The 24164-nt window shown below is 37.7% G+C and carries 13 protein-coding genes; 7 read left to right on the top strand and 6 right to left on the bottom strand.

Annotated features, from left to right (window positions below):
• Positions 1-297 precede the first annotated feature (297 nt).
• Positions 298-570 carry a hypothetical protein gene (locus LJY09_RS27340; protein ID WP_051418549.1) on the bottom strand — a complete coding sequence of 91 codons (273 nt, stop codon included), beginning with the start codon at positions 568-570 and terminating at the stop codon, positions 298-300.
• A gap of 232 nt (positions 571-802) precedes the next feature.
• Positions 803-1546, bottom strand: coding sequence for a hypothetical protein (locus LJY09_RS27335; RefSeq protein WP_048022199.1), 744 nt, complete (start codon positions 1544-1546; stop codon positions 803-805).
• 171 nt (positions 1547-1717) lie between these two features.
• Here LJY09_RS27335 and LJY09_RS27330 point away from each other — a divergent pair, with 171 nt between their 5' ends.
• From LJY09_RS27330 to LJY09_RS27310, 5 genes are all read left to right on the top strand, one after another.
• Complete coding sequence (locus LJY09_RS27330) at positions 1718-1879, top strand: hypothetical protein (RefSeq protein ID WP_155916276.1); 162 nt, start codon at positions 1718-1720, stop codon at positions 1877-1879.
• A 109-nt stretch (positions 1880-1988) separates the two neighbouring features.
• Complete coding sequence (locus LJY09_RS27325; protein WP_028412739.1) at positions 1989-2372, top strand: response regulator transcription factor; 384 nt, start codon at positions 1989-1991, stop codon at positions 2370-2372.
• Between the two features lie 277 nt (positions 2373-2649).
• The gene (locus tag LJY09_RS27320; protein WP_224980797.1) at positions 2650-2907 is read left to right on the top strand and encodes a hypothetical protein; all 258 of its coding nucleotides are present in this window, start codon (positions 2650-2652) and stop codon (positions 2905-2907) included.
• Positions 2907-3329, top strand: coding sequence for a hypothetical protein (locus LJY09_RS27315; protein WP_028412752.1), 423 nt, complete (start codon positions 2907-2909; stop codon positions 3327-3329). The genes LJY09_RS27320 and LJY09_RS27315 overlap by 1 nt, the downstream gene beginning before the upstream one ends.
• 69 nt (positions 3330-3398) lie before the next feature.
• Entirely contained in the window at positions 3399-3725 is a 327-nt protein-coding gene (locus LJY09_RS27310; RefSeq protein WP_228307890.1) for a hypothetical protein, read from the top strand.
• Positions 3726-3865: 140 nt separating this feature from the next.
• Here the strand turns inward: LJY09_RS27310 and LJY09_RS27305 are convergent, their stop codons facing one another.
• The 4 genes from LJY09_RS27305 to LJY09_RS27290 form a co-directional block, all read right to left on the bottom strand.
• A complete protein-coding gene (locus LJY09_RS27305) occupies positions 3866-4537 on the bottom strand; it encodes a sulfotransferase family 2 domain-containing protein (RefSeq protein ID WP_228307889.1) in 672 nt (223 codons plus the stop codon).
• A 612-nt stretch (positions 4538-5149) separates the two neighbouring features.
• Positions 5150-5725, bottom strand: coding sequence for a MerR family transcriptional regulator (locus LJY09_RS27300; RefSeq protein WP_014462093.1), 576 nt, complete (start codon positions 5723-5725; stop codon positions 5150-5152).
• A 1035-nt stretch (positions 5726-6760) separates the two neighbouring features.
• Positions 6761-7702, bottom strand: coding sequence for a tyrosine-type recombinase/integrase (locus tag LJY09_RS27295; protein WP_228123076.1), 942 nt, complete (start codon positions 7700-7702; stop codon positions 6761-6763).
• A 169-nt stretch (positions 7703-7871) separates the two neighbouring features.
• The gene (locus LJY09_RS27290; RefSeq protein WP_014462095.1) at positions 7872-9260 is read right to left on the bottom strand and encodes a replication initiation protein; all 1389 of its coding nucleotides are present in this window, start codon (positions 9258-9260) and stop codon (positions 7872-7874) included.
• A gap of 987 nt (positions 9261-10247) precedes the next feature.
• Here LJY09_RS27290 and LJY09_RS27285 point away from each other — a divergent pair.
• Together LJY09_RS27285 and LJY09_RS27280 are read left to right on the top strand one after the other, a co-directional pair.
• A complete protein-coding gene (locus LJY09_RS27285; RefSeq protein ID WP_099331500.1) occupies positions 10248-11141 on the top strand; it encodes a helix-turn-helix domain-containing protein in 894 nt (297 codons plus the stop codon).
• A gap of 176 nt (positions 11142-11317) precedes the next feature.
• Positions 11318-24034, top strand: a complete 12717-nt coding sequence (locus tag LJY09_RS27280) for a tandem-95 repeat protein (protein WP_228307888.1) — start codon at positions 11318-11320, stop codon at positions 24032-24034.
• The last annotated feature ends 130 nt before the right edge of the window (positions 24035-24164 follow it).

Raw genomic sequence — 24164 nt, 5'->3', positions numbered from 1 at the left:
ACAATAAAAAAGCTTTGATCATTCAAAATCAAAGCTTTTTTTGGTATCTAGAATGTTGATTATGTTAACTATGGGTATAATTATAAAATTAAATTATTGTTTTGCAGATGGAAATCTATCTCCAGCAAAGTATATTCTGTTGTCTGCTCTAATTCTACTTGGAGTAGTGCTAACAACTAAAACTTCTACTCTCTCTCCAGCATTTAATTGAAGTATGTCATTGATCTCTATGACACCATCAAAACGACTAGCTGCCCCAAGAAACTCAACCTCAGCATCTAATAATAAACCATTTACTTAAAAGAATAGTTCTACTTCATAATCAATATTTGGATTATCTGGCTGAAAGAAGATTGATGCATTAAACGCGTATACACCATTAAACTCAGGTATAAATGTTGAAGTAGCTGCATTATATTCATTATTACCTATATCAAATTGTTCATTTGGAAATGTAACTTTTACAAAAGTATCAGCTTGAGAAATAGGAATAATAGTATTAGGATTAGTGGCTCTGAATGCTGAGGGACTTACAAGGTCCTCAGCATTAGCAACAAGTAAAGCATTCATGCCTTTAAACGTTGAGAAATTAACCTTTTTGTTGGTTTTTCTATATAATTTATTCTCTAATAAAAATAATGTTTGTATACTTGTAATGTTATAGGACAAGTATCTTGAAACAAATGAACTTTATTTAATTCAATATATGCTAGTGTCTATACAAGGTACTAGTAAGATTTTCAAGAAAACCATTTGAAAATCTCTACTCTTTAACAATAACAATCTTAAATTCCTATTAAGATTATTGAAATATTCTACTCATGCTAGCTTTTTGACACTGTAACGGATTAATAGTTGGAGTACTGTTAGGAAGTATAGGAGCCATGAGATTACCTGTAAGGTTACTGTGGGCTGTATCAATATTTCCTGCAGAATCAATAAAAGGACCCGTAGGATCTATAGATTCAAACATGAATACATTATTAACAGGTTGGTTATTAAGCTGAGTAAATAAAGCATGTCCTGCTTCATGTGCAAATGCAAAAGGAGCACTCAAAGCTCTGTTACTCAATGCAATGGATCCAAAGAGTGTAAATTGAGGTACACCGTTTTCAACTCTAAAATTCTCAATTATTACTCCACCAACACCTATAGGTCGACTATTACCTGAAGGAGATGCAAAATCATTGCCACTTGTGTAAACAACGTATATGCCAGGTTGATTCCCATTCATTTGTTTAACTTGATTGATGAGATTCTCAACAGGTCCTCTAAATGCTTCATTAGTACTTAAATCGGTCGCATCTATTACTGTATTTACTTCGATTATAGGTTGTGAAATAAAGTTTATATTACATTCACCTCCACTATTCCATATCTGATTAGCTGAGGCAATGTCTCGATTAAATCTATTTTGCCGGCCATTACTATCACTGGGTGCAGAACCGGGAGTAAAGATACCATAAACATTAACCGAAGGATCACCCTGAGATTGGACTGAGTAACTATAGTTATATCTATATTTTCTCTTTCTTGATTTTTTCAATTAATGCACTTCCTTTTATATAATTAGTACAAGTTATGTAATTGCTAATAATTTGCTTGTATGCTTGTCCAATGACACCACGATTATTTTATTGAATTTGGAAATTATATCCTTTAAAATTAACCAAAAGCAACGTTGCAACTTAAATACGTTGCTTGAAAAGGAGAGCATATGAGCAGGGTTAAAGAAGGTAATCGAAGACTTACATGTGATATTCCAGAAGAGTTACACAAAGAGTTGCGTTTCTTAGCTGTAGAGAACGATACGAGTATTACGAAGTATGTAAAGGCTTTATTAGAAGAGCATGTGAAGAAAGTAAGAAAAAAAAAGTAAACAAAGAAAGGGCACTTCCTCTGCAAAGGAAGCACCCCCATGTAGAATCACATGTATTGACACTTACATTGTAACATGGGTTGCCCTCAAAAAATAGGAGGGTCTTATCATGGATCAAACCGAAAAATTGTTAATAGGTATCGAGAATATCTTGAGTGTAGCTTCTGATTTAGTACAAGAAGTAGATCGCCTTAAATGTGTTGAAGAAGAATGCCAAATACTTAAAGAAAGACTTTTTTTGAAACAACTTACGTCATCTGAACAAGACATTTTTGCTCTTGCACTTGATGGCCATTCTGTTAGAGAAATGCAAGATACTTTGTTCAAAGAAGAGAACACAATTAAGACTCAGAGGCGCAGCATTCTGCAAAAATTAAACGTTTCTTCGATGAAAGAAGCAATCGATTTTTATAAAAACACTACTCAAACTTCTTCTCAAAACTTCACGAATTATCATCAAGAAATCTTTCAAAAACTAGTTAAAACTTCATAAAAGTTGAGGGTACTTTGAGTGGACAGTAGGCCAACATTTCCAGAAAGGTGTAAGTTTTTATATCGACACTAGGTCGACATTACGCGCTTTTTTTGTTCTTCAGGTCAACAGCAGGTCGACAGACTGGAAGTTTTCGCGGGGTCACTTTTTTGAGGGTGAAAACGTTGTTTTGCTGGGCTTTGCCCAGCATATCATAGCCAAATGATATCAAAAACCCCTTATGCTCTTCTCTACTCGTGCTGGAAATTTTGCAATTTGATAGAAAAGGAATGATTTCATGGATATATTTTTACGAAATATTGATCCGGTTGCTATGCAAAAAGTTGATGCACTAGCGAAAGAAAATGGAATGTCTCGTCAACAATTCTTGAAAGAACAATTTGAAGTATTAGCTTTTTTTGATGAGCAAGTAGAAAGAGAAAAAAGATTAGAAGCTATCATTGAACAGAACATCGAAATGATGAAACAATGTGCGATATCAATTGAAAAGATGAATGATATTATTTATGAACTGATAGGAGATGTAGAGGAGTAATGGAAACACAACGACGTATGGTTACACTTGATAAAGAAACGGATCAATATATCCAAGATTATATGGCTGAACATAAACTTCGTTTCCCAGGAGAAGCGATTATGGATATCTGTAAAAAGTATCGGGAAGAAAAAAAGAAAGAATGGTCGTTAGACTATATTACGGAAACTGTTAGTGAAAATCTTCATGGTGTATTAAAAAATGAACTTAAAAAAATTCGATTAGGAACAAACAGTGCCGATAAAAACACACAAATTCTTATCGAATTTATGAATGGATTGTATTTTCACCATGGCTATAAAGGGATTATGACAACGGATCTTCAAGAGTTAGAAGAAACTAAACTTGCCAAAAAAGTTGTAGGTGAACGTATTGTGAATCAACGACAAAAACGGCTAGATAAGGAAAACTCTAAAAGCTAAAATAGCCTTTAAGGCTAGCTAGGTAGGCTTAAGCCTACTTTTTCTTTTAGTAAACGAGGTGTATATAGCTTGATATGTAGTTATTGTGGGACAGAAGGATTAGAAGATAGCTGCTCTTTTTGTGGGGCTAGTTTAAATATAAAAAGACCCAAACTAAAAGAATTTGTGGTCTTAGAGGACGTTGAGAAGCCTTTTAATGAACTTTCATGCTTTCATACGTATGATTTGTTAGTTTTGCTGCGTTTGGTACGTAAAGAAAGGACAAAGGCTTATGATTTAATGCTAAGGCTTAAAAAGGATGATAAGAGCCCTCAAATTATTCAAATAACACGTAACTATTTAAAAGACCTATGTGAACCTTATACAAAGCGTATGAAGCTTATATGGCTATATTAATTAAATGAGACATAATCCCTTTATCATAAAAAATTGAACTAACTATATATGGGATTTGATACCGCATTTTTTTTAATAAGGTAACCTTTTCTTATATATTAAATGAAAGCTCTCTCTATTGAGAGCTTTCATTTTTATTTCTATAAATCATTTATTTGTTTGATGAAATTAGATTTTATATACTGAAACAGCTCTATATCCAACTCATTGTGCTTTTCTATTTTCTTAATGATATCAATGGGGACTTCGTTGAGCAAAGGGCGAGATTTTGTCACATTCACCTTCTTATATTTAATATTTCCCCATTTGAATTTTTTCTTTAGTAACAGAAGCGATTCGTTAAACATTTCTGTTATTCCTATTGATCCAAATTCCAGCAAGTTTTCTTTCGCTTTCTCTACGCTTAGTTGAGATTTCACCCCGCAAATTTGTTTAGTTTGGCCATTTATAGCTTGAGGGTCCCAATCAATGTAGTCTTCAAAAGACATATGTTTCATGTTCTCTTCATAATACCCTGGATACGATTTCAAAAAATAATATAATGATATGACACGCTCAACCGGATGACGCATCATACTAAAATAAACATAGGGTTGAGAAAAAAATTCATGTATTCCATAGAAATGATGGCCGGATATAGCTTTTATGTTTTTTTTATCTTCTTCTTTTAATTGGCTAAACTGTTTATTCATCTCTTCTAAAGGAACATGATCGTATATTTCATTTTCAGAGTAGAACTTTTTAAAAATATTATTAAGTGTGGTTCCCCCTGTTTTAGGAATGTGCATAAAGATAACAACTTTTTCATCCATTTGAAATTGCACCTCTCCTCTAATTGCCTATAAGAATATCAGTTCCATAAATGGATTATTGATAAATTTTACGTATCTTTTACAATAAAAATGTTACAAAGACACACATTTCTTTTTAGGAATAATAAACCGTGGATCTTGCGTAGGAATTAGATACCGATCACATAAACAATGGAGAATTTCTAGTGGTCGATATTTATGTTGGACAGAGCAAATCAATCATTGTATATTTGATGAACGCCATCAAGATACCAATAGGCAGTTTCTACGACAGCTATGGTATTTTCATTGGGTACTTGATTCAAATAACGAAAGAAGTATCGTGCTAAGAAAAGCTTCTAGAGGACGTGGTACTCCAGGCGGATAAACCAGAGTTTACGTGTTTAAAAATAGGATGCCATCAAATGGACAAACTGTATTAGTAAAAGCTGCCACACCTGTAAATTCCCCTTCAAGAACTTATAGAATTGTTTAACAATAATAAATTTCTTCTGGCAACTAAACATAAAATCTTAAAATTTACTATTTATTCATCGAAAATAAACGATAAAAGCAGCAGGATTTTCTGTAATGCACAAAAAACCCTGCTGCTTTTATCGTTTAAGTAACGTATTAACCCCCAAAAATCTTACTCCAGAATCCTTTTGGTTTTGAATCAAGATTTTCTTGGGCGGCCGCGATAAGTTTTTTTGTATCACTAATTTCACGTATGGCACTAGTCAATTTCTCATCGCGTTTCTCTAGATTGTTTTCAATGTATTTGTCTTGGTGGTCTAGTTTTTCTGTAAGTTTCTTTATAAGGCTTCCTTGTTCATCTAGTCGTTGGATAAGCGCTAATTGAAATTGCTCATCTTTTTCAGAGCGATTAAGCAACTCTTGAACTTTTTCTTCAAGGGATTGTACTTTTTTTTCAAGGTTTGATTGAACTTCCACTGTCTCCGGTACAATTTCTCCTTGAAGCCACTGGTTTATCATCTTATAGCTCCAGTTTTGCTCTTGAATTCTTTTTTTTATTTCAGTTAATAAATCGATGTTTTGTTTGTTATAGCGCCTATGTCCGCCTTCCGTTCGTTGAATTTGGAGATTGAATTCTTTTTCATATAAGCGAATAAGATCTACACTTAATCCAGTTAGCTTTACTGTGTCTTTCAAAGTATAGACTACTTCATCTTTATTTTTTTCATGCATTTTTCTAGGATTCTCCTTTCTGTATAAAAATCTAGATATACTTTGAAGTTGATATATCAGTGTTAATGGCAATTCTAGAATGCGGTTTTGCGAGATATTATTCAAGATTTATATTTCTAGTAAAATTCTATTAATTACTTTATATTCCTGTTTTTTATGTACATTTTTCTTTTTCTTTCGCTAGGCCTTTTATTCTTCCTTTTCAATTCTAGATGAAATCATAAACTTTTCAAGAGTAAAACTGTTTATTTTAAATGTAGATAGATTATATATAAAGTTCAAAAAAAAGCAACTTAAGGATCAACATTAACTCTACTCGACTAAAACTTTGTTTTAGCCAATGTCTGCAAAAAAGGAGTTTTAGCTGTTAAGAAATATCTTTGTTAACAACTGATTCACATCTTTTCCTCTCCTAAAGTCCAAAGAAACTAGAGTACCTAGAAAGCTTGATATAAAATAGCTTCAGACGAATCTAGAATGTACTTTCTCTAACTTTAATTCAAGTATTTTGTGTAAGATAATATAAATCCTATATACCTATATCTTCTGGGTTTATTACGTTGGTTTAATGGAACTTCTTTTTTGTTTATACAATTCTTATAGAATTATTTTTCGAGTTAAAATTAATCTTAATTTTTTCTAAGTTATTTAAATTTTATAGCAAAAGCTAGAAATACAATGAACCATTGAAAATAAAGGGTTTTTAACGAATCTAGAGTGAACTTCTTCTAGATTTTAGCCTAGAATAATAAATCTAATTAAATTCTAGATGATTTTACAAGAAATTTGTTGTTATACAACCAAGACATGGCCGCCAAATTCTAAATTTGTAATGCTTGAGAAGGTTGTTTCCATCGCAATCGACTTTTTAAAACAGTTAAATTTTAAAAAGTGGATCATTAAGTTAAACTAAAGTTAAACTTAATGATTTTTTCTAAAATTAACTAAGGTGAAAATAAAATTAAGTTTAACTTGTAAAATAAAAATCACTTACATAAAAGATGTTTTGGTGGAAAATAAGTTGAACTTAATATTTTATTTTGTCTTTAGATATCGCTTAAATCGATATAAAGCATGGCGGCTGGACAATCCAAAGTAATAAATAATGTGTTCGTTTGAATATCCATCATGAATTTTGTTAAGTATACAACTGTTTCGAAAGTGAGTAGATCTTACAATTGCTTGTATGCCTGAACGTTTGACTTCTCTTTCAATCATACGTTTTGTACCGATTATACTAATCCTTTTAGGTTTATTTAAATTGTAATCATACCAATAAACCATTTTTTGAGGATGAAAAGAAATAAATAACGGATCATTTGTATAATCCTTAGGTCTAAATAACAGAGGGATTGTTAATAGGTAATCATATATGGTTTTCTTATCGTGTTTAGAAAGCTCTAAGGTGCGTTTTGATTTGCCTGTGTTTACCGTTAATGTATTCTGTGCAAAGTTAATGTCTTGTATATTTAAAGATACAACTTCGTTAATGGTAAGACCGTAACGAAGCATTAAGATGAACATGGAATGGTTACGCGGACCTATATATTTATGTATCTGCAATTGAATATCACTTAAATGTTCGTGACTTATAACTGAATCTAAAAGAATTGAAGCATCCGATTCAGTTATAAAATCAGTATCAGTTAATGCTCGTTGTTTTTTTGTTGTTGCTTGTAAAAGTCCAATATCATCTGTGAGGCTATAATACTTTAACATGCCATTTAAATGTGATGCTACACGCCTCAGATTAGCTTCTGACAAGTTTTTTTCTTTTAAATAGGTAAAGTATTCGTCGTAATATTTCTTGTCTCCTGGCAAAATTTCTGAAGGGATATTGGGATGAGATTCATTTAACCATTCAAAAAACTGTTTTAGATCATGCTTATACATTGATATTGTAGAAGCCTTTTTTTTAGATTCAACTAAATGAGATAAGAAATCTCCAAGCAAAATAAAGTTATTCAAATAAGACACACCCGATCTTTTAGGTAAATTTAATATACTATTATTATAACAAAAATGTTAAACAAGCTTGCTAAAATGATTTTTTTCTTTATGTATATTAAATTTACCTAAGCGCAAAAAAAAGACGTGTAAAAGCCATCTCTGCAAGGCAAGGTTTTACACGTCTTTTTTTCTATAGCTAATTTCTATTTAAAACTTTACTTTGTAAAAAGTTTTTATACATTTTTTTTAACTCTTTATTTTTAAAATCCTTAACAATTCTTGGTTCTAAGCCTAATTTTTCACGTTTATTATAATCTTCTTCCATATTTCGAATGACTTCTTGTAAGCCTGCTTCTTGGGCTTTTTTTATTTCTTCTTGGGTAGGTTGATCTGAACTTAGAATCAGCATTCTTTTTAATTCTTGAAACTGCAAGAGCTTTTCTTCAAATTCTATTTGAGTTCCATTTTCTTTTAAAAATGATTCTTGCTTCTCTTTTAAAGTTGCATCCTTAAGAATTTGTTCTTTATCTCTAGCTTGTGCTATAAAATCTGGAACTAATTCTTTTTTTGCACCCTTTTTAGAGTTAATGCGTTTTGATTCCTGTGAGACCTGGGCATAATCTTTTTGAATCGCTTTTACTACGTAGGAATGAGGGTGAGTCACATCTCCTGTAATCAAACGATCTTGCGTGTATCTTATATTTCTTTCTAGGTGTTCTTGTGTAAATTCTGATAAAAGCCACTCTATTTTTTCTGGCTTAACCCCTAAGCCTGCTAAATCATTCTCAAGGCTGTTTGTGTTGTCTTCTAATTTCGAGAAGGATTGATTTAATTCTAGTTTTTTCTCTTGAGTAGAGCTAGAACCATTCAATGCAGGCGAACTGGTAATAATAAATTCTATGGACGTTACTTTTCTACCAGTTTTTATTTCCACGAATTCAAAGTGGATATCCGTTTTATTATTGATTTCTTTTTGAGCTACTGCTAATACTTTGCTTTTAAAATGGCCATACTGTTTATACTTGGTAGGTTCAATAGCTAAAAAATGACGTAATTCTTCAAGAGTGAGTTCCCTTTTTCGCAGACGCTCATATTGCTTAAGCAACTCATATATACGAATGGAATAGACCGAATTGAGTCTCACTACATTCTCTAATTGATACGATGTAAATTTTTCCTTAAGCTCTAAAAACAGATACTTTAAGCTAGGATGAAATTGTAATGTTATGTATCCTTCGTTTTCTTCATAAATAGACGTAATTACCCAGTTGTAATTTCTTTGTCTGCCTTTTTCTTTTATCGTAAGAATTTTTGTTTGAAGGCCATTCACGATTTCTTTTAAGTAAGAGTAAAAACCTGTTCCTTTTTTATTGCCTACGATTTCGATAAAGTCTTTAGCTCGAAATCTATAGGTCTTCAACGTTTCATCATTAGGCTGCACTTTAGATGCCATGATTAAGAGAATTCTTTGCTCTTGTAAAGACAATTTATATGTACTCTCAATGAGGATGTTTGATTTAGTTACCCAATTTTTTATATTTATACTTTCCAGATCATATGGTTGAACGACAGTGGTTTTCTTCATAAAATCCCCCATATTTTTCTAAACTATCACTAAAATATCATAAAAGTGATACTGTGTAAATTGCATGTTGAAGAGCAACCTGTCCCTAGAAATTAAATATCACGCAAAATTAGTGATACTTCATGAGATTTGTTAACTTTAGAAACCTTACTCATTCTTGATTTATTAAACTCAATCTTCATTTTAACACGCAAAATTGGTGATAGTTGAGGCATGTCTGCATATTCAACGCAAAATTAGTGATACTTAAAGCACATCTAGATTGTCCACGCAAAATTAGTGATACTTAAGCCATATTTGCATTTTTCACGCAAAATTAGTGATAGTTCGCGCAAAATTAGTGATAGTTTCACGCAAAATTAGTGATAGTTTCACGCAAAATTAGTGATAGTTCGCGCAAAATTAGTGATAGTTCGCGCAAAATTAGTGATAGTTTAGGCTTATAAACGTTGTAATATCAGTGTTTATGAGCCCTCTAAAACAATAAAACAATAAAACAAATATATAAAACAATATATAAAACAGTAAAACAACATAAGAGAGTAGTAGTTGTTTTATTTTATAATTTTCCAGATTAATAATTAAGTAAAAGGATACATTTGTAGGGAGTTTTTCAGAATATTAGGAGTATATCCAAACGAAGTAACTTTTAATCATAGTTAAAATACAGAGGTTTTATGAGAAGTTCATGAATTCTTATTGAATTATAAGATTAATAGACGGTATAATAGAGTCACCAAAACAGTGCGGAATATAAAAAGACTCCAACGTGTGCAAGTGGTGCGCCAACACCCTTACACCGTTAACCCTAAAACACCTAGGGGAAACACCTGTCGAAGTCCTAATACATAAATTTAGTTACGCCTTTATTTTATCGGATAATTAGATTTATTTCAAGGGCGTAGTCTATCAAAAAATCCGACATCGTTTTCCTATTTCCTGGGATGCGATGTCTTTTTTTGTTCCTGAAAAGGAGAGGATAGACTAATGTCTACTACGCGTATGCTTACGACAGAAGAATTTGATTATATGAAAAATTATCAGAGTTTCATAGAAAACCGTTCTCAACATCAATCAATGAAACGAAAATTACTTAAAGAAATTATCAATCTTTATGGAGAAAAATTTTATCGTCTCCACGAAGGAACTAGAAAATCTTTAGACCGGCTTTGTTGGTTTGCTGCGGAAAAAGGATTTTGCTTTCCTGGTAGTACATATTTAGGTAAAACCTACGAAAAGTCAAAAGGAACAATCGATCGTCATTTAAAAGAACTACGAAAACAAGGGCAAATTATTACTGTATATCGTCGCTGCCCTCGTAACAATGGAAAGGGAAATCCAGTGCACTTATTTGTGAACCACCCTTTTTTTAATCACTGGGTTAAGTATTTACAGCTTGACTTAGAGTCTAATGTTGAAGCAGATGTTAAAACAGAAAATACTGAGAACGCTTGGGAGAGTAAGAATAAAGACACAAAAAAACAGTCTACCTATAATTTATCTTTAAAAGATTTAAATAAATATATACGTAATGATGTTAATTTTAAGCTCTCGTCAGATTATGTGCCGTTTTTTATTCCAAAAACTTTTAAAGATACTGTGAGACCTTTTTTTCCTTGTGCAGATGATATTTATGATTTATGGGGGAAAGTTCGACTAGCTTACAAAGCGAGCCGTTTAGAAAAGCCGTTGGAAGATATAAGTTTTCTTCCTGTTCAAGCATTTAAAGAGACGGTTTTTGCTTATAAAAGAAATCGTATAAAAACTAACTTTGCAGCTTACTTTTTTGGAACAGTTCGAGGAATATTTGTTATTGAGCGTAGAAAAGAAGTTCAGCGAAACGGGGATAGTAAGCTGTTTTATAATTTTTTAGACTCCTAGATTAAAAAACAAATAATATTATTTATACATATTTTAAGTCAGAATGAGTGTTGTTACAATTTAAAAATCCCAAAAATTTTATCTCTTGTACCTAAAATAAGACGGGTCTATATACACATTTCTATTGGTACTTTACATATACTGTTACGATTTATTTTGTTATAAGAGGTGAGTAAATGCCATATGTTAATCGGTTTTTAACGAATGCTAATGGGGCTGTTACATTTACAGGAAACACTTTCGGCTTAAATAAGCAAGCCAATGCTAATGCCCCCGGAACAGCAGGGTCGATAGGAACCTTTTTCAGTGTAAACCCAAGTTCCGTAGATGGGTCATTTCCTACGGGAACTACTGCAAATTATTTGCAGAATTCTTCTAGTGCCGTTTTAAGACTTCCATCGACCACTACTCAAATTCTTTATGCAGAATTAATATGGGGGGGAAGCTACCTGTATGGTGGAGAGGATGTTAGCGCAGCTTTAAATAATGCTGTGACTTTTATTACGCCGACCAGAACAGTTAGTATACAGCCAGACACAGCTACACGTTTTACTTTAACAACTTCAAGCTTTTATTATGTTCGTAGTGCAAATGTTACAAATTTGATTTCTCAAGCAGGGACGTATTCAGTATTGGGGGTTCCAGGAACACAAAGTACAACAGAAAATAATGCCAATGCAGCTGGATGGACATTGGCCGTAGTGTATGCTGACCCTTTACAAAAATCTCGAAACTTATCTGTTTTTGTTGGCGCAGAATTAACAAGTTCATCTACAGGAAGTTCGACTGCAGCTGTAACTGGGTTTGGTACGCCTACTTCAGGAACAGTCAGTGGTAGATTATTAGTAAGTGCTATTGAAGGCGATTCAGCTATAGTGGGTGATCAGCTTCAATTTGGCCCTACTACTGCAACTTTGCAACCAGTTTCGGGACCAAATAATCCTATAAATAACTTTTTTGCTTCTCAGATTAATAATGATAGTGGTGTATTAGATACAAGTGGACAATTTGGAAGTTTAAATAGCACACCCGGAGGTAGCTTATCTGGTGCGAGGCAGGGGTGGGATATTACCAATATTGACGTCTCAGCTCGTTTATCAAACAACCAAACCAGTGCCGTCGTACGTGGAACAACCAGTGGAGATACTTACGTTATTAGTGCTTTAGCTCTTCAAGTAGATATTAACGCACCTGTTTTAAATGTATCAAAGTCTGCTAATGTTACGTCTGCTCGAACAGGAGATATTATTACTTATACGGTTCAAGTAAGTAATACTGGAACGGCTTCTGCCAATGTTCTAATAGCTACAGATCCATTGTCTTCAGCAACAACCTTTATCCCTAATAGTTTGCAAGTAGATGGGGTTATTCAGACAAATGCAGATATCCGAAATGGTTTGTCGCTTGGTACATTAAATATTAATCAAACTCGGATTTTGACATATCAGGTTAGAGTAGTTGGCCCTCTGACATCAATTTCTTCTCTAGGTAATCAAGTTTTTGTTAATTACCAATTTGAAAGTACACCAGGAAATGTATTAACAGGATCAGGTGCTTCTCCTGTCAATAGCGTAACAGCTATCAACACTCCTCCTACAGTTCCCAATTATACTGTTACAAATCCTGAGGATACTGTAGCAATTGGAACAGTCATTGGTAGTGATATCGATGGGAATCCTCTAACTTATCGTATTGGTACGAGGCCGACTAATGGAATAGTAACTGTTAATCCTAATGGACAGTTTGTCTATACCCCAAATTTAAACTTTAACGGGACGGATCAATTTACAGTTATTGTAGACGATGGACAAGGAGGAACAGCTACCTCTGTAGTTACCATCATAAATACACCTGTAAACGATAATCCCGTTACTCAAAACTATGCAGTTATTACTAATGAAGATACCCCTTTAGTTGGTCAGATACAAGCTACAGATGTAGATGGTAACTTACTTACCTTCCAATTACAATCTCCACCAACAAACGGAACAGTTACCGTAACTAATAGTGGAGCTTACACGTATACCCCAAATTTAAATTTCAACGGAAGCGATCAGTTTACCGTGTTAGTCTCAGATGGTCAGGGAGGCACGGCCGTTTCGACAGTAACAGTGACAGTAACGCCGGTGAATGATGCACCGACGGTGCCAAATTACACGTTTAGTACGCAAGAAGACAGTCCTGTGGTAGGAGCAGTGGTAGGGACGGACGTGGATGGAAATCCTCTTAGTTATCAGCTGCAAAATGGTCCAACAAATGGAATAGCTGCCGTGAATGCAAATGGAACGTTTAGTTATCAACCAAACTTGAATTTTAATGGGACGGATCAGTTTACGGTATTGGTGTCAGACGGTCAGGGAGGCACGGCGGTTTCAACGGTGACCATCAACGTTATCCCTGTCAACGATCCCCCAATTACGTCCAATGTTAGCTTTACGATTGCGGAAGATAGCACGTTAATCAATCAAGTAGTGGCCGTAGATCCCGATGGAAATCCGTTAACGTTTAGCCTTCAAACGGCACCGGGCAACGGAGTGGCCGTGGTGAATGCAGATGGAACGTTTAGCTACCAGCCGAACCTGAACTTTAATGGGACGGATCAGTTTACGGTATTGGTGTCAGACGGTCAGGGAGGCACGGCCGTTTCGACAGTAACAGTGACAGTAACGCCGGTGAATGATGCACCGACGGTGCCAAATTACACGTTCAGTACGCAGGAGGATAGCCCTGTAGTAGGAGCAGTGGTAGGAACGGACGTGGATGGAAACCCTCTTAGTTATCAGCTGCAAAATGGTCCAACAAATGGAATAGCTGCCGTGAATGCAAATGGAACGTTTAGTTATCAACCAAACTTGAATTTTAATGGGACGGATCAGTTTACGGTATTGGTGTCAGACGGTCAGGGAGGCACGGCGGTTTCAACGGTGACCATCAACGTTATCCCTGTCAACGATCCCCCAATTACGTCCAATGTTAGCTTTACGATTGCAGAAGATAGCACGTTAATCAATCAAGTAGTGGCGGTGGATCCTGATGGAAATCCGTTAACGTTTAGCTTACAAACGGCACCCGGAAACGGAGTAGCCGTGGTGAATGCAGATGGAACGTTTAGCTACCAGCCGAACCTGAACTTTAATGGGACGGATCAGTTTACCGTGTTGGTGTCAGATGGCCAAGGAGGCACGGCCGTTTCGACAGTAACAGTGACAGTAACGCCAGTGAATGATGCACCGACGGTGCCAAACTACACGTTCAGTACGCAAGAAGATAGTCCTGTGGTAGGAGCAGTGGTAGGAACGGACGTGGATGGAAATCCTCTTAGTTATCAGCTGCAAAATGGTCCAACAAATGGAATAGCTGCCGTGAACGCAGATGGAACGTTTAGTTATCAACCAAATCTAAATTTCAATGGGACGGATCAGTTTACGGTATTGGTGTCAGACGGTCAGGGAGGCACGGCGGTTTCAACGGTGACCATCAACGTTATCCCTGTCAATGATCCCCCAATTACATCCAATGTTAGCTTTACGATTGCAGAAGATAGCACGTTAATCAATCAAGTAGTGGCGGTAGATCCTGATGGAAATCCGTTAACGTTTAGCCTACAAACGGCACCGGGCAACGGAGTGGCCGTGGTGAATGCAGATGGAACGTTTAGCTACCAGCCGAACCTGAATTTTAATGGGACGGATCAGTTTACCGTGTTGGTGTCAGATGGCCAAGGAGGCACGGCGGTTTCAACGGTGACGGTAACAGTCACGCCAGTGAATGATGCACCGACGGTGCCAAACTACACGTTCAGTACGCAAGAAGACAGCCCTGTGGTAGGAGCAGTGGTAGGAACGGACGTGGATGGAAATCCTCTTAGTTATCAGCTGCAAAATGGTCCAACAAATGGAATAGCTGCCGTGAACGCAGATGGAACGTTTAGTTATCAACCAAACCTAAATTTCAATGGGACGGATCAGTTTACGGTATTGGTGTCAGACGGTCAGGGAGGCACGGCGGTTTCAACGGTGACCATCAACGTTATCCCTGTCAATGATCCCCCAATTACATCCAATGTTAGCTTTACGATTGCAGAAGATAGCACGTTAATCAATCAAGTAGTGGCGGTAGATCCTGATGGAAATCCGTTAACGTTTAGCCTACAAACGGCACCGGGCAACGGAGTGGCCGTGGTGAATGCAGATGGAACGTTTAGCTACCAGCCGAACCTGAATTTTAATGGGACGGATCAGTTTACCGTGTTGGTGTCAGATGGCCAAGGAGGCACGGCGGTTTCAACGGTGACGGTAACAGTCACGCCAGTGAATGATGCACCGACGGTGCCAAATTACACGTTTAGTACGCAAGAAGACAGCCCTGTGGTAGGAGCAGTGGTAGGAACGGACGTGGATGGAAACCCTCTTAGTTATCAGCTGCAAAATGGTCCAACAAATGGAATAGCTGCCGTGAACGCAGATGGAACGTTTAGTTATCAACCAAACTTGAATTTTAATGGGACGGATCAGTTTACGGTATTGGTGTCAGACGGTCAGGGAGGCACGGCGGTTTCAACGGTGACCATCAACGTTATCCCTGTCAATGATCCCCCAATTACGTCCAATGTTAGCTTTACGATTGCGGAAGATAGCACGTTAATCAATCAAGTAGTGGCGGTAGATCCCGATGGAAATCCGTTAACGTTTAGCCTACAAACGGCACCAGGCAACGGAGTGGCCGTGGTGAATGCAGATGGAACGTTTAGCTACCAGCCGAACCTGAACTTTAATGGGACGGATCAGTTTACCGTGTTGGTGTCAGATGGCCAAGGAGGCACGGCGGTTTCAACGGTGACGGTAATAGTCACGCCAGTGAATGATGCACCAACGGTGCCAAATTACACGTTTAGTACGCAAGAAGACAGCCCTGTGGTAGGAGCAGTGGTAGGGACAGATGTGGATGGAAATCCTCTTAGTTATCAGCTACAAAATGGTCCAACAAATGGAATAGCTGCCGTGAACGCAGATGGAACGTTTAGTTATCAACCAAACCTAAATTTCAATGGGACAGATCAATTTACAGTATTGGTTTCAGATGGTCAGGGGGGCACGGCGGTTTCGACCGTTACAATAAACGTAATTCCAGTGAATGACCCTCCAATCACCGCTGATTTAGCATTTACAATTAATGAAGATACACCCCTTACAAATCAAATTCCAGCTTTTGATCCCGATGGGGATCCTTTGACATTTACTCTGTTGAATCCGCCTCCGTCAAATGGAAGTGTTGTATTAGGGGCAAACGGAGTATTTACTTATACACCAAATTTAAATTACACCGGAATGGATACTTTTGGTGTGCTAGTGTCAGACGATAAAGGAGGAACTTCTCTTTCTACTGTAACCTTAACGATTGTCCCAGTAAACGATCCGCCAGTAGGAGGAGATAGATCTGTTACAACGACCATTAACCTTCCTGTTACAAGTAGCATACCTGCTTCAGATCCCGACAACGTTACTCTAACCTATACTCTGCAACTATTTCCAAATAACGGTAATGTTGTTATAAGTCAAGATGGTACATTCATTTATACACCTAATAACGATTTTATAGGTAATGATCAATTTACCATACTAATAACAGACCCAGAAGGAGCGACTGCACTATCAACCATTTTTGTAAGAGTACTTGAAACAAATGGAACTACGACTTCACAAGATTTACAAATCTCTACTGATGAAGACACACCAGTAACAAATCAAATAATTGCTACTAATGTAAATGGAAATCCACTTGTTTATACTATTGAAAATCAACCTATTAATGGAGTAGTAACGATTGATTCTGATACAGGAATATTTACGTATACACCGAATGCAAACTTTACCGGTTCAGATGCGTTCGTAGTATATATAACTGATAATTTAGGAGGAAATGCTACTTCTTCAGTTATCGTTACAGTTATTCCAATAAATGATCCTCCGATTGTTCCTAATTATCAGTTGACAACGAATGAAGACACATCAGTAACTTCTATGGTAATTGCCACTGATATTGATGGCAATCCACTGACTTATTCGCTACAAAATGCTCCGGTAAATGGAATAGTAAACGTGAGCTTAGATGGGATGTACACGTATACCCCAAATGCTGATTTTAATGGGATAGATCAGTTTACGGTATTGGTGTCAGACGGCCAGGGAGGCACAGCCATTTCCACAATTACAATTACGATTCTGCCAGTAAATGATCCGCCAGTAGGTCCAAACGAAATTACGATTGTTACACCTGAAGAAACACCTGTTACTAGCCAAATCGTAGCGACTGATCCAGATGGAGGAGTGCTCACGTATGCGTTACAAGATCCACCGACAAATGGGGTGGCATTGGTCAATGGTGATGGAACGTTCACGTACACGCCAAATGAAAATTACACTGGAAATGATACGTTCACAGTCCTAATAAGCGACCCTTCGGGTGCGTTCATAGTGACGAATGTATTAGTAACAGTCACGCCAGTGAACGATGCACCAGTGGTGCCAGACTACGCGTTTGTGATCAATGAAGACACGAGTTTGAACAGCCAAGTGGTGGCAACGGATGTGGACGGAAACTCACTAACGTACGGGTTACTGGCAGTTCCAGCAAATGGAACAGTGGTAGTAAATCCAGACGGCAGCTATAGCTATACGCCAAATGAAAATTACAATGGAGTGGATAGCTTTAGTGTCGTGGTAAGCGATGGCCAAGGAGGCACGGCCATTTCTACGATTACGATTACAATTCTGCCAGTAAATGATCCGCCAGTAGGTCCAAACGAAATTACGATTGTTACACCTGAAGAAACACCTGTTACTAGCCAAATCGTAGCGACTGACCCAGATGGAGAAGTACTGACGTACACGTTACAGGACCCACCAACAAATGGAGTGGCAGTGGTCAATGGTGATGGAACGTTCACGTACACGCCAAATGAAAATTACACTGGAAATGATACGTTCACAGTCCTAATAAGCGACCCTTCGGGTGCGTTTATAGTGACGAACGTACTAGTAATAGTCACGCCAGTGAACGATGCACCAGTGGTGCCAGACTACGCGTTTGTGATCAACGAAGACACGAGTTTGAATAGCCGAGTGGTGGCAACGGATGTGGACGGAAACCCACTAACGTACGGGTTACTGACAGGTCCAGCAAATGGGACGGTGGTAGTAAATCCAGACGGCAGCTATAGCTATACGCCAAATGAAAATTACAATGGAGTGGATAGCTTTAGTGTCGTGGTAAGCGATGGCCAAGGAGGAACAGCCATTTCTACCATCACAATTACGATTCAGCCCGTAAATGATCCACCAGTAGGCCCAGTGGTAGTGACGTTGGTCACTAATGAAGATACATCCATATCTAATCAAATTACAGCGTTTGACCCAGATGGAGAAGTACTTACGTATGCGTTGCAGGACCCACCGACAAATGGAGTGGCAGTGGTCAATGGTGATGGAACGTTCACGTACACGCCAAATGAAAATTACACTGGAAATGATACGTTCACAGTCCTAATAAGCGACCCTTCGGGTGCGTTTATAGTGACGAACGTACTAGTAATAGTCACGCCAGTGAACGATGCACCAGTGGTGCCAGACTACGCGTTTGTGATCAACGAAGACACGAGTTTGAATAGCCGAGTGGTGGCAACGGATGTGGACGGAAACCCACTAACGTACGGGTTACTGACAGGTCCAGCAAATGGGACGGTGGTAGTAAATCCAGACGGCAGCTATAGCTATACGCCAAATGAAAATTACAATGGAGTGGATAGCTTTAGTGTCGTGGTAAGCGATGGCCAAGGAGGAACAGCCATTTCTACCATCACAATTACGATTCAGCCCGTAAATGATCCACCAGTAGGCCCAGTGGTAGTGACGTTGGTCACTAATGAAGATACATCCATATCTAATCAAATTACAGCGTTTGACCCAGATGGAGAAGTACTTACGTATGCGTTGCAGGACCCACCGACAAATGGAGTGGCAGTGGTCAATGGTGATGGAACGTTCACGTACACGCCAAATGAAAATTACACTGGAAATGATACGTTCACAGTCCTAATAAGCGACCCTTCGGGTGCGTTTATAGTGACGAACGTACTAGTAATAGTCACGCCAGTGAACGATGCACCAGTGGTGCCAGACTACGCGTTTGTGATCAACGAAGACACGAGTTTGAATAGCCGAGTGGTGGCAACGGATGTGGACGGAAACCCACTAACGTACGGGTTACTGACAGGTCCAGCAAATGGGACGGTGGTAGTAAATCCAGACGGCAGCTATAGCTATACGCCAAATGAAAATTACAATGGAGTGGATAGCTTTAGTGTCGTGGTAAGCGATGGCCAAGGAGGAACAGCCATTTCTACCATCACAATTACGATTCAGCCCGTAAATGATCCACCAGTAGGCCCAGTGGTAGTGACGTTGGTCACTAATGAAGATACATCCATATCTAATCAAATTACAGCGTTTGACCCAGATGGAGAAGTACTGACGTATGCGTTGCAGGACCCACCGACAAATGGAGTGGCAGTGGTCAATGGTGATGGAACGTTCACGTACACACCAAATGAAAATTACACTGGAAATGATACGTTCACAGTCCTAATAAGCGACCCGTCGGGTGCGTTCATAGTCACGAATGTACTAGTAATAGTAACGCCGGTGAACGATGCACCAGTGGTGCCAGACTATGCGTTTGTGATCAATGAAGATACGAATTTGAATAGCCAAGTGGTAGCAACGGATGTAGACGGAAACCCACTGACGTACAGGTTACTGATAGGTCCAGCAAATGGGACGGTGGTAGTAAATCCAGACGGCAGCTATAGCTATACGCCAAATGAGAATTATAATGGAGTAGATAGCTTTAGTGTGGTGGTAAGTGATGGCCAGGGAGGCACGGCCATTTCCACAATTACAATTACGATTCTACCAGTAAATGATCCACCAGTAGGCCCAAACGAGATTACGATTGTTACCCTTGAAGAAACACCTGTTACTAGCCAAATTGTAGCAACTGACCCAGATGGAGGAGTGCTCACGTATGCGTTACAGGATCCACCGACCAATGGAGTGGCAGTGGTCAATGGTGATGGAACGTTTACGTACACGCCAAATGAAAATTACACTGGAAACGACACGTTTACTGTGCGTATAGCCAATGCAGCAGGAGAATTTATCATCACAAACATATTTGTTGTTGTTATTCCAGTTGAACAACCACCTACTGTCCCAAATTATTCGATTACTACTCCTGAAAATCAATCTGTAACTGGCCAGGTAGTAGGAAGCGATCCGAATGGGGATTTGCTCACTTATCGTTTAGGCACTTCTCCAGTCAATGGAAGCGCCGTAGTAAATATAGATGGCAGTTTTATATATTCACCTAATTCTAATTATGTAGGTCCAGATTTATTTACGGTTATTGTAGAAGATTCAACAGGTCTCACAGCAGTGTCTATTGTAAATGTTACAGTTATCGACGTGAACAGTTCGCCAATTACAAGTGATGTTATCCTTCAGACTATAGAAAATGTAGCAATTAGTGGGCAAGTTTTTGCCACAGATCCAGACGATAACTTACTCATTTTTAGTTTATCGGGTACTCCTTTTAATGGAACAGCTGTGGTAAATCCAGATGGTACCTTTTTATATACCCCAAATCCTAATTTTATTGGTTTGGATTCTTTCACAGTGGAGGTAAGGGATAGTCGTGGAGCTAGTGCACAATCTCTTGTAACTATCAGTGTAATTCGAGTGAACCAACCACCGATTGTCGTAGATTTATCACTATCAACTGTACAGGGTCAGTTTGTAACAGGGCAAGTTCCTGCCTTTGACCCTGAAGGAGATCCACTAGTATATGGTCTAAATTTAGCACCACTTAATGGTACTGCCATTATTAATTCAGATGGAACATTTACGTACACGCCGAACCCAAGTTTTGTAGGAACAGATTCATTCTCTGTTTTTGCCAGAGATCCTCTTGGAAACCAGGGGTTTGGAACTATTACTGTAGAAGTTCAGTCTCAAGATTTACCGATTAGCGCTGAAGGGCTAACTTTAACTACTTTAGCAAATCAACCTGTAAGTGGGTCTATTGCTACTGTGAATCCAGCAGGCTCTCCATTAAGTTATGCTGTAGCCATTCCGCCATCAAATGGAACTGTTGTATTAAATCAAGATGGAACTTTAGTTTATACGCCCAATCCTGGATTCACAGGAGAAGATATCTTTGATATCGTTGTTATAGATTCAGCTGGAAATCAAAGTATTGCTAATGCTGTTGTGACAGTAGTAGTAGGAGACAGAATTTCAGTGGTAAATAGTGAAATAACGACTTTATTCAATACGCCAGTTTCTGGGCAAGTAAGTGCTACAAATTTGAGTGGAAACCAATTGTTTTATACGCTTACGTCTAATCCAAATAGTGGATCTGTCATAGTTAACCCAGATGGGACATTTATCTATACGCCAAATACTGGATTCTTTGGAACAGATCAATTTCAAGTACTTGTAAGCGATGTTCTTGGCAATACAGCTGTTGCAACTATTTCTGTTGTCACTCAGGGACCGATAGAACAGGCGCCAATTGTAGCTAATCAAGCACTATCAACAACCGAACAGCAGCCTGTAACAGGAAGTATTGTAGCTATTGACCCACAAGGAGAAGCATTAACTTATACCTTACTTGGCGGACCAGTGAATGGAATTTTAATACTAAACCCAGACGGCACTTTTACGTATACACCAAATCCAGGATTCGTCGGAACGGATTCTTTTACAGTGTCTGTTCAAAACGAAACGGGTTTAAATGCAGCTACTACGGTTCAAATAACTGTTACACAATTGGCTAATCAAATTGTAGCCAGTAATACCATTGTTCGAACAGTAGAAGGGCAGAGTGTAAATGGTGAACTTTCAGTTCGAGATCAGCTAAATAGGCCACTAACCTACACCCTTAACAATCTCCCTGCTTATGGAACGGTTATTTTAAATCCAGATGGAACGTTTGTTTATACACCGACTCCTGGTGTGAGTGGAACAGATCAATTTGACGTTCTGGTTCAAAATGATCAAGGAGATCAAGCAATTGCTTCAGTTTCAATTATAATTGATCCGGTTCAAAGTACTATTACACCACAAGACATCACAGTACAGACTCAGCAAGGTGTAACTGTCTCAGGGACGATATCGGCTACTGATAATCTTGGGAGACCAATTAGATTTTCTTTAAATGCATCTCCATCCAATGGAGCAGCTGTGGTAAATGCAGATGGAACGTTTAGCTATACACCAAGTCCAGCATTTTTTGGAGTAGATAGTTTTACTGTATTAATTCAAAATGACAGAGGCGACTCTGCAATTGGTATTGTGCGGATAGTTGTTCAAGAACAACAAGATAGCATTGTTGTTACCCCTCTTACGCTTCAAGGAGTAACGAATCAACCTGTTACCGGTCAGGTTACGGCAGTGGATGCATTGGGTAATCCATTAACCTACCAAGTTCAGAGTCTACCAGCAAACGGAACAGTGAATTTTAATCCGGACGGTTCATTTAGCTATACGTCGAATCCAGGATTTACTGGTATAGATTCTTTCACAGTAATTGTTACAAATAATCTTGGTCAGTCAGCAACAACTAGTGTTACTGTTTTGATTCAGGGAGTTAATGATCCAATTACAGTTGAAAATCAGCTTTTAACCACACCAACTGGTCAAATTATTGAAAGCCAAATCATCGCAACAGATGCACTTGGAAGACCTCTTACCTTTGCTGTGGCTACCCCACCAACAAATGGAGTACTTGTACTACGATCAGATGGAACGTTTAGTTATACACCAAATTTAGGATTTATTGGTCAGGATCAATTTGTGGTATCTGTAAGAAACAGTGACGGACAACAAGCGTTTTCAATTGTTACCATTAATTCTACTGCAAGCAATAATATAATTACTCCAGGAAATAATACCTTTGCTACTTTGCAGGGTGTTCAAGTGGTTGGTAATATTCAGGTAACTAATTTGCTAGAACGTCCATTAAATTACACACTAGCAACAGCTCCTTTAAGTGGTAGCGTAACCGTTGATTCCATTGGAAGGTTTGTCTACCAGCCTGCACCTAATTTTGTAGGAACAGACACTTTTACTGTATTAGTACGAGATGATTTAGGAACAGAATTACTCGTAGTGGTAACAGTTGTAGTAGGCAGAGACCCTCAGCCTCCTAATGTGGTAGGGCAAGTAATTAAGTTATTTGTTAATACCCTTACTACTGGTCAGTTCATTGCTATTGATCCAAATTCTTTACCACTAACTTATCAAGCTATAACAGGTCCTCAAAACGGCCAGTTTAGAATTAATCAGAATACAGGCCAGTTCATTTATGTCCCTAATGTTAATTTTGTGGGGACCGATACGGTGATTATAAGAGTTACTAATTCGGATGGAGCTTCAAGTGAAGCAGCACTTACTTTCATCGTGGAAAGAAGAGTGTCGCCCGCACCCACACCAGTTCCTGGTAAATCTAATACTAAAAAGAAATCGTTGCGAGATCCACGCAAAACTAAATCAAAAGGTAAATGTCCTATAAAGGTATCTGATCAATGTATAAAAGGAACCATTAACAAGAAAATATGTGGTGAAATCGATGCTTGTACAGTCAAAAACCTACCTCTTAAATATCAAATCGTCAAAGGGACGAAGAATGGTAAATTTAAACTTAATACGGAGACAGGCGAGTTTATTTACATCCCTAACGTAAACTTTATAGGAGAGGATTCAGCTGTTGTGCAGATAGTTAGTATAGAAGGAGAATCGGTTCAAGTTACTATTAAATTTGTTATAAGAAAATAAGTAACAGTTAAAAAGCTATCCAGCAAGTCATTTGTTGGATAGCTTTTTGAATTAAGATTCACGATGTTTTGTACGTAACGAGCATAATTGAATGTATAGAAATGGTAATAAATAGCTTGATTTAATTTTA

The organism is Priestia sp. J2, assembly GCF_020790095.1.
Taxonomy (GTDB): Bacteria; Bacillota; Bacilli; order Bacillales; family Bacillaceae_H; genus Priestia; species Priestia zanthoxyli.
Note: the sequence above shows the minus strand (reverse complement) of the source record. Positions and strands in the feature narration are given on the sequence as shown.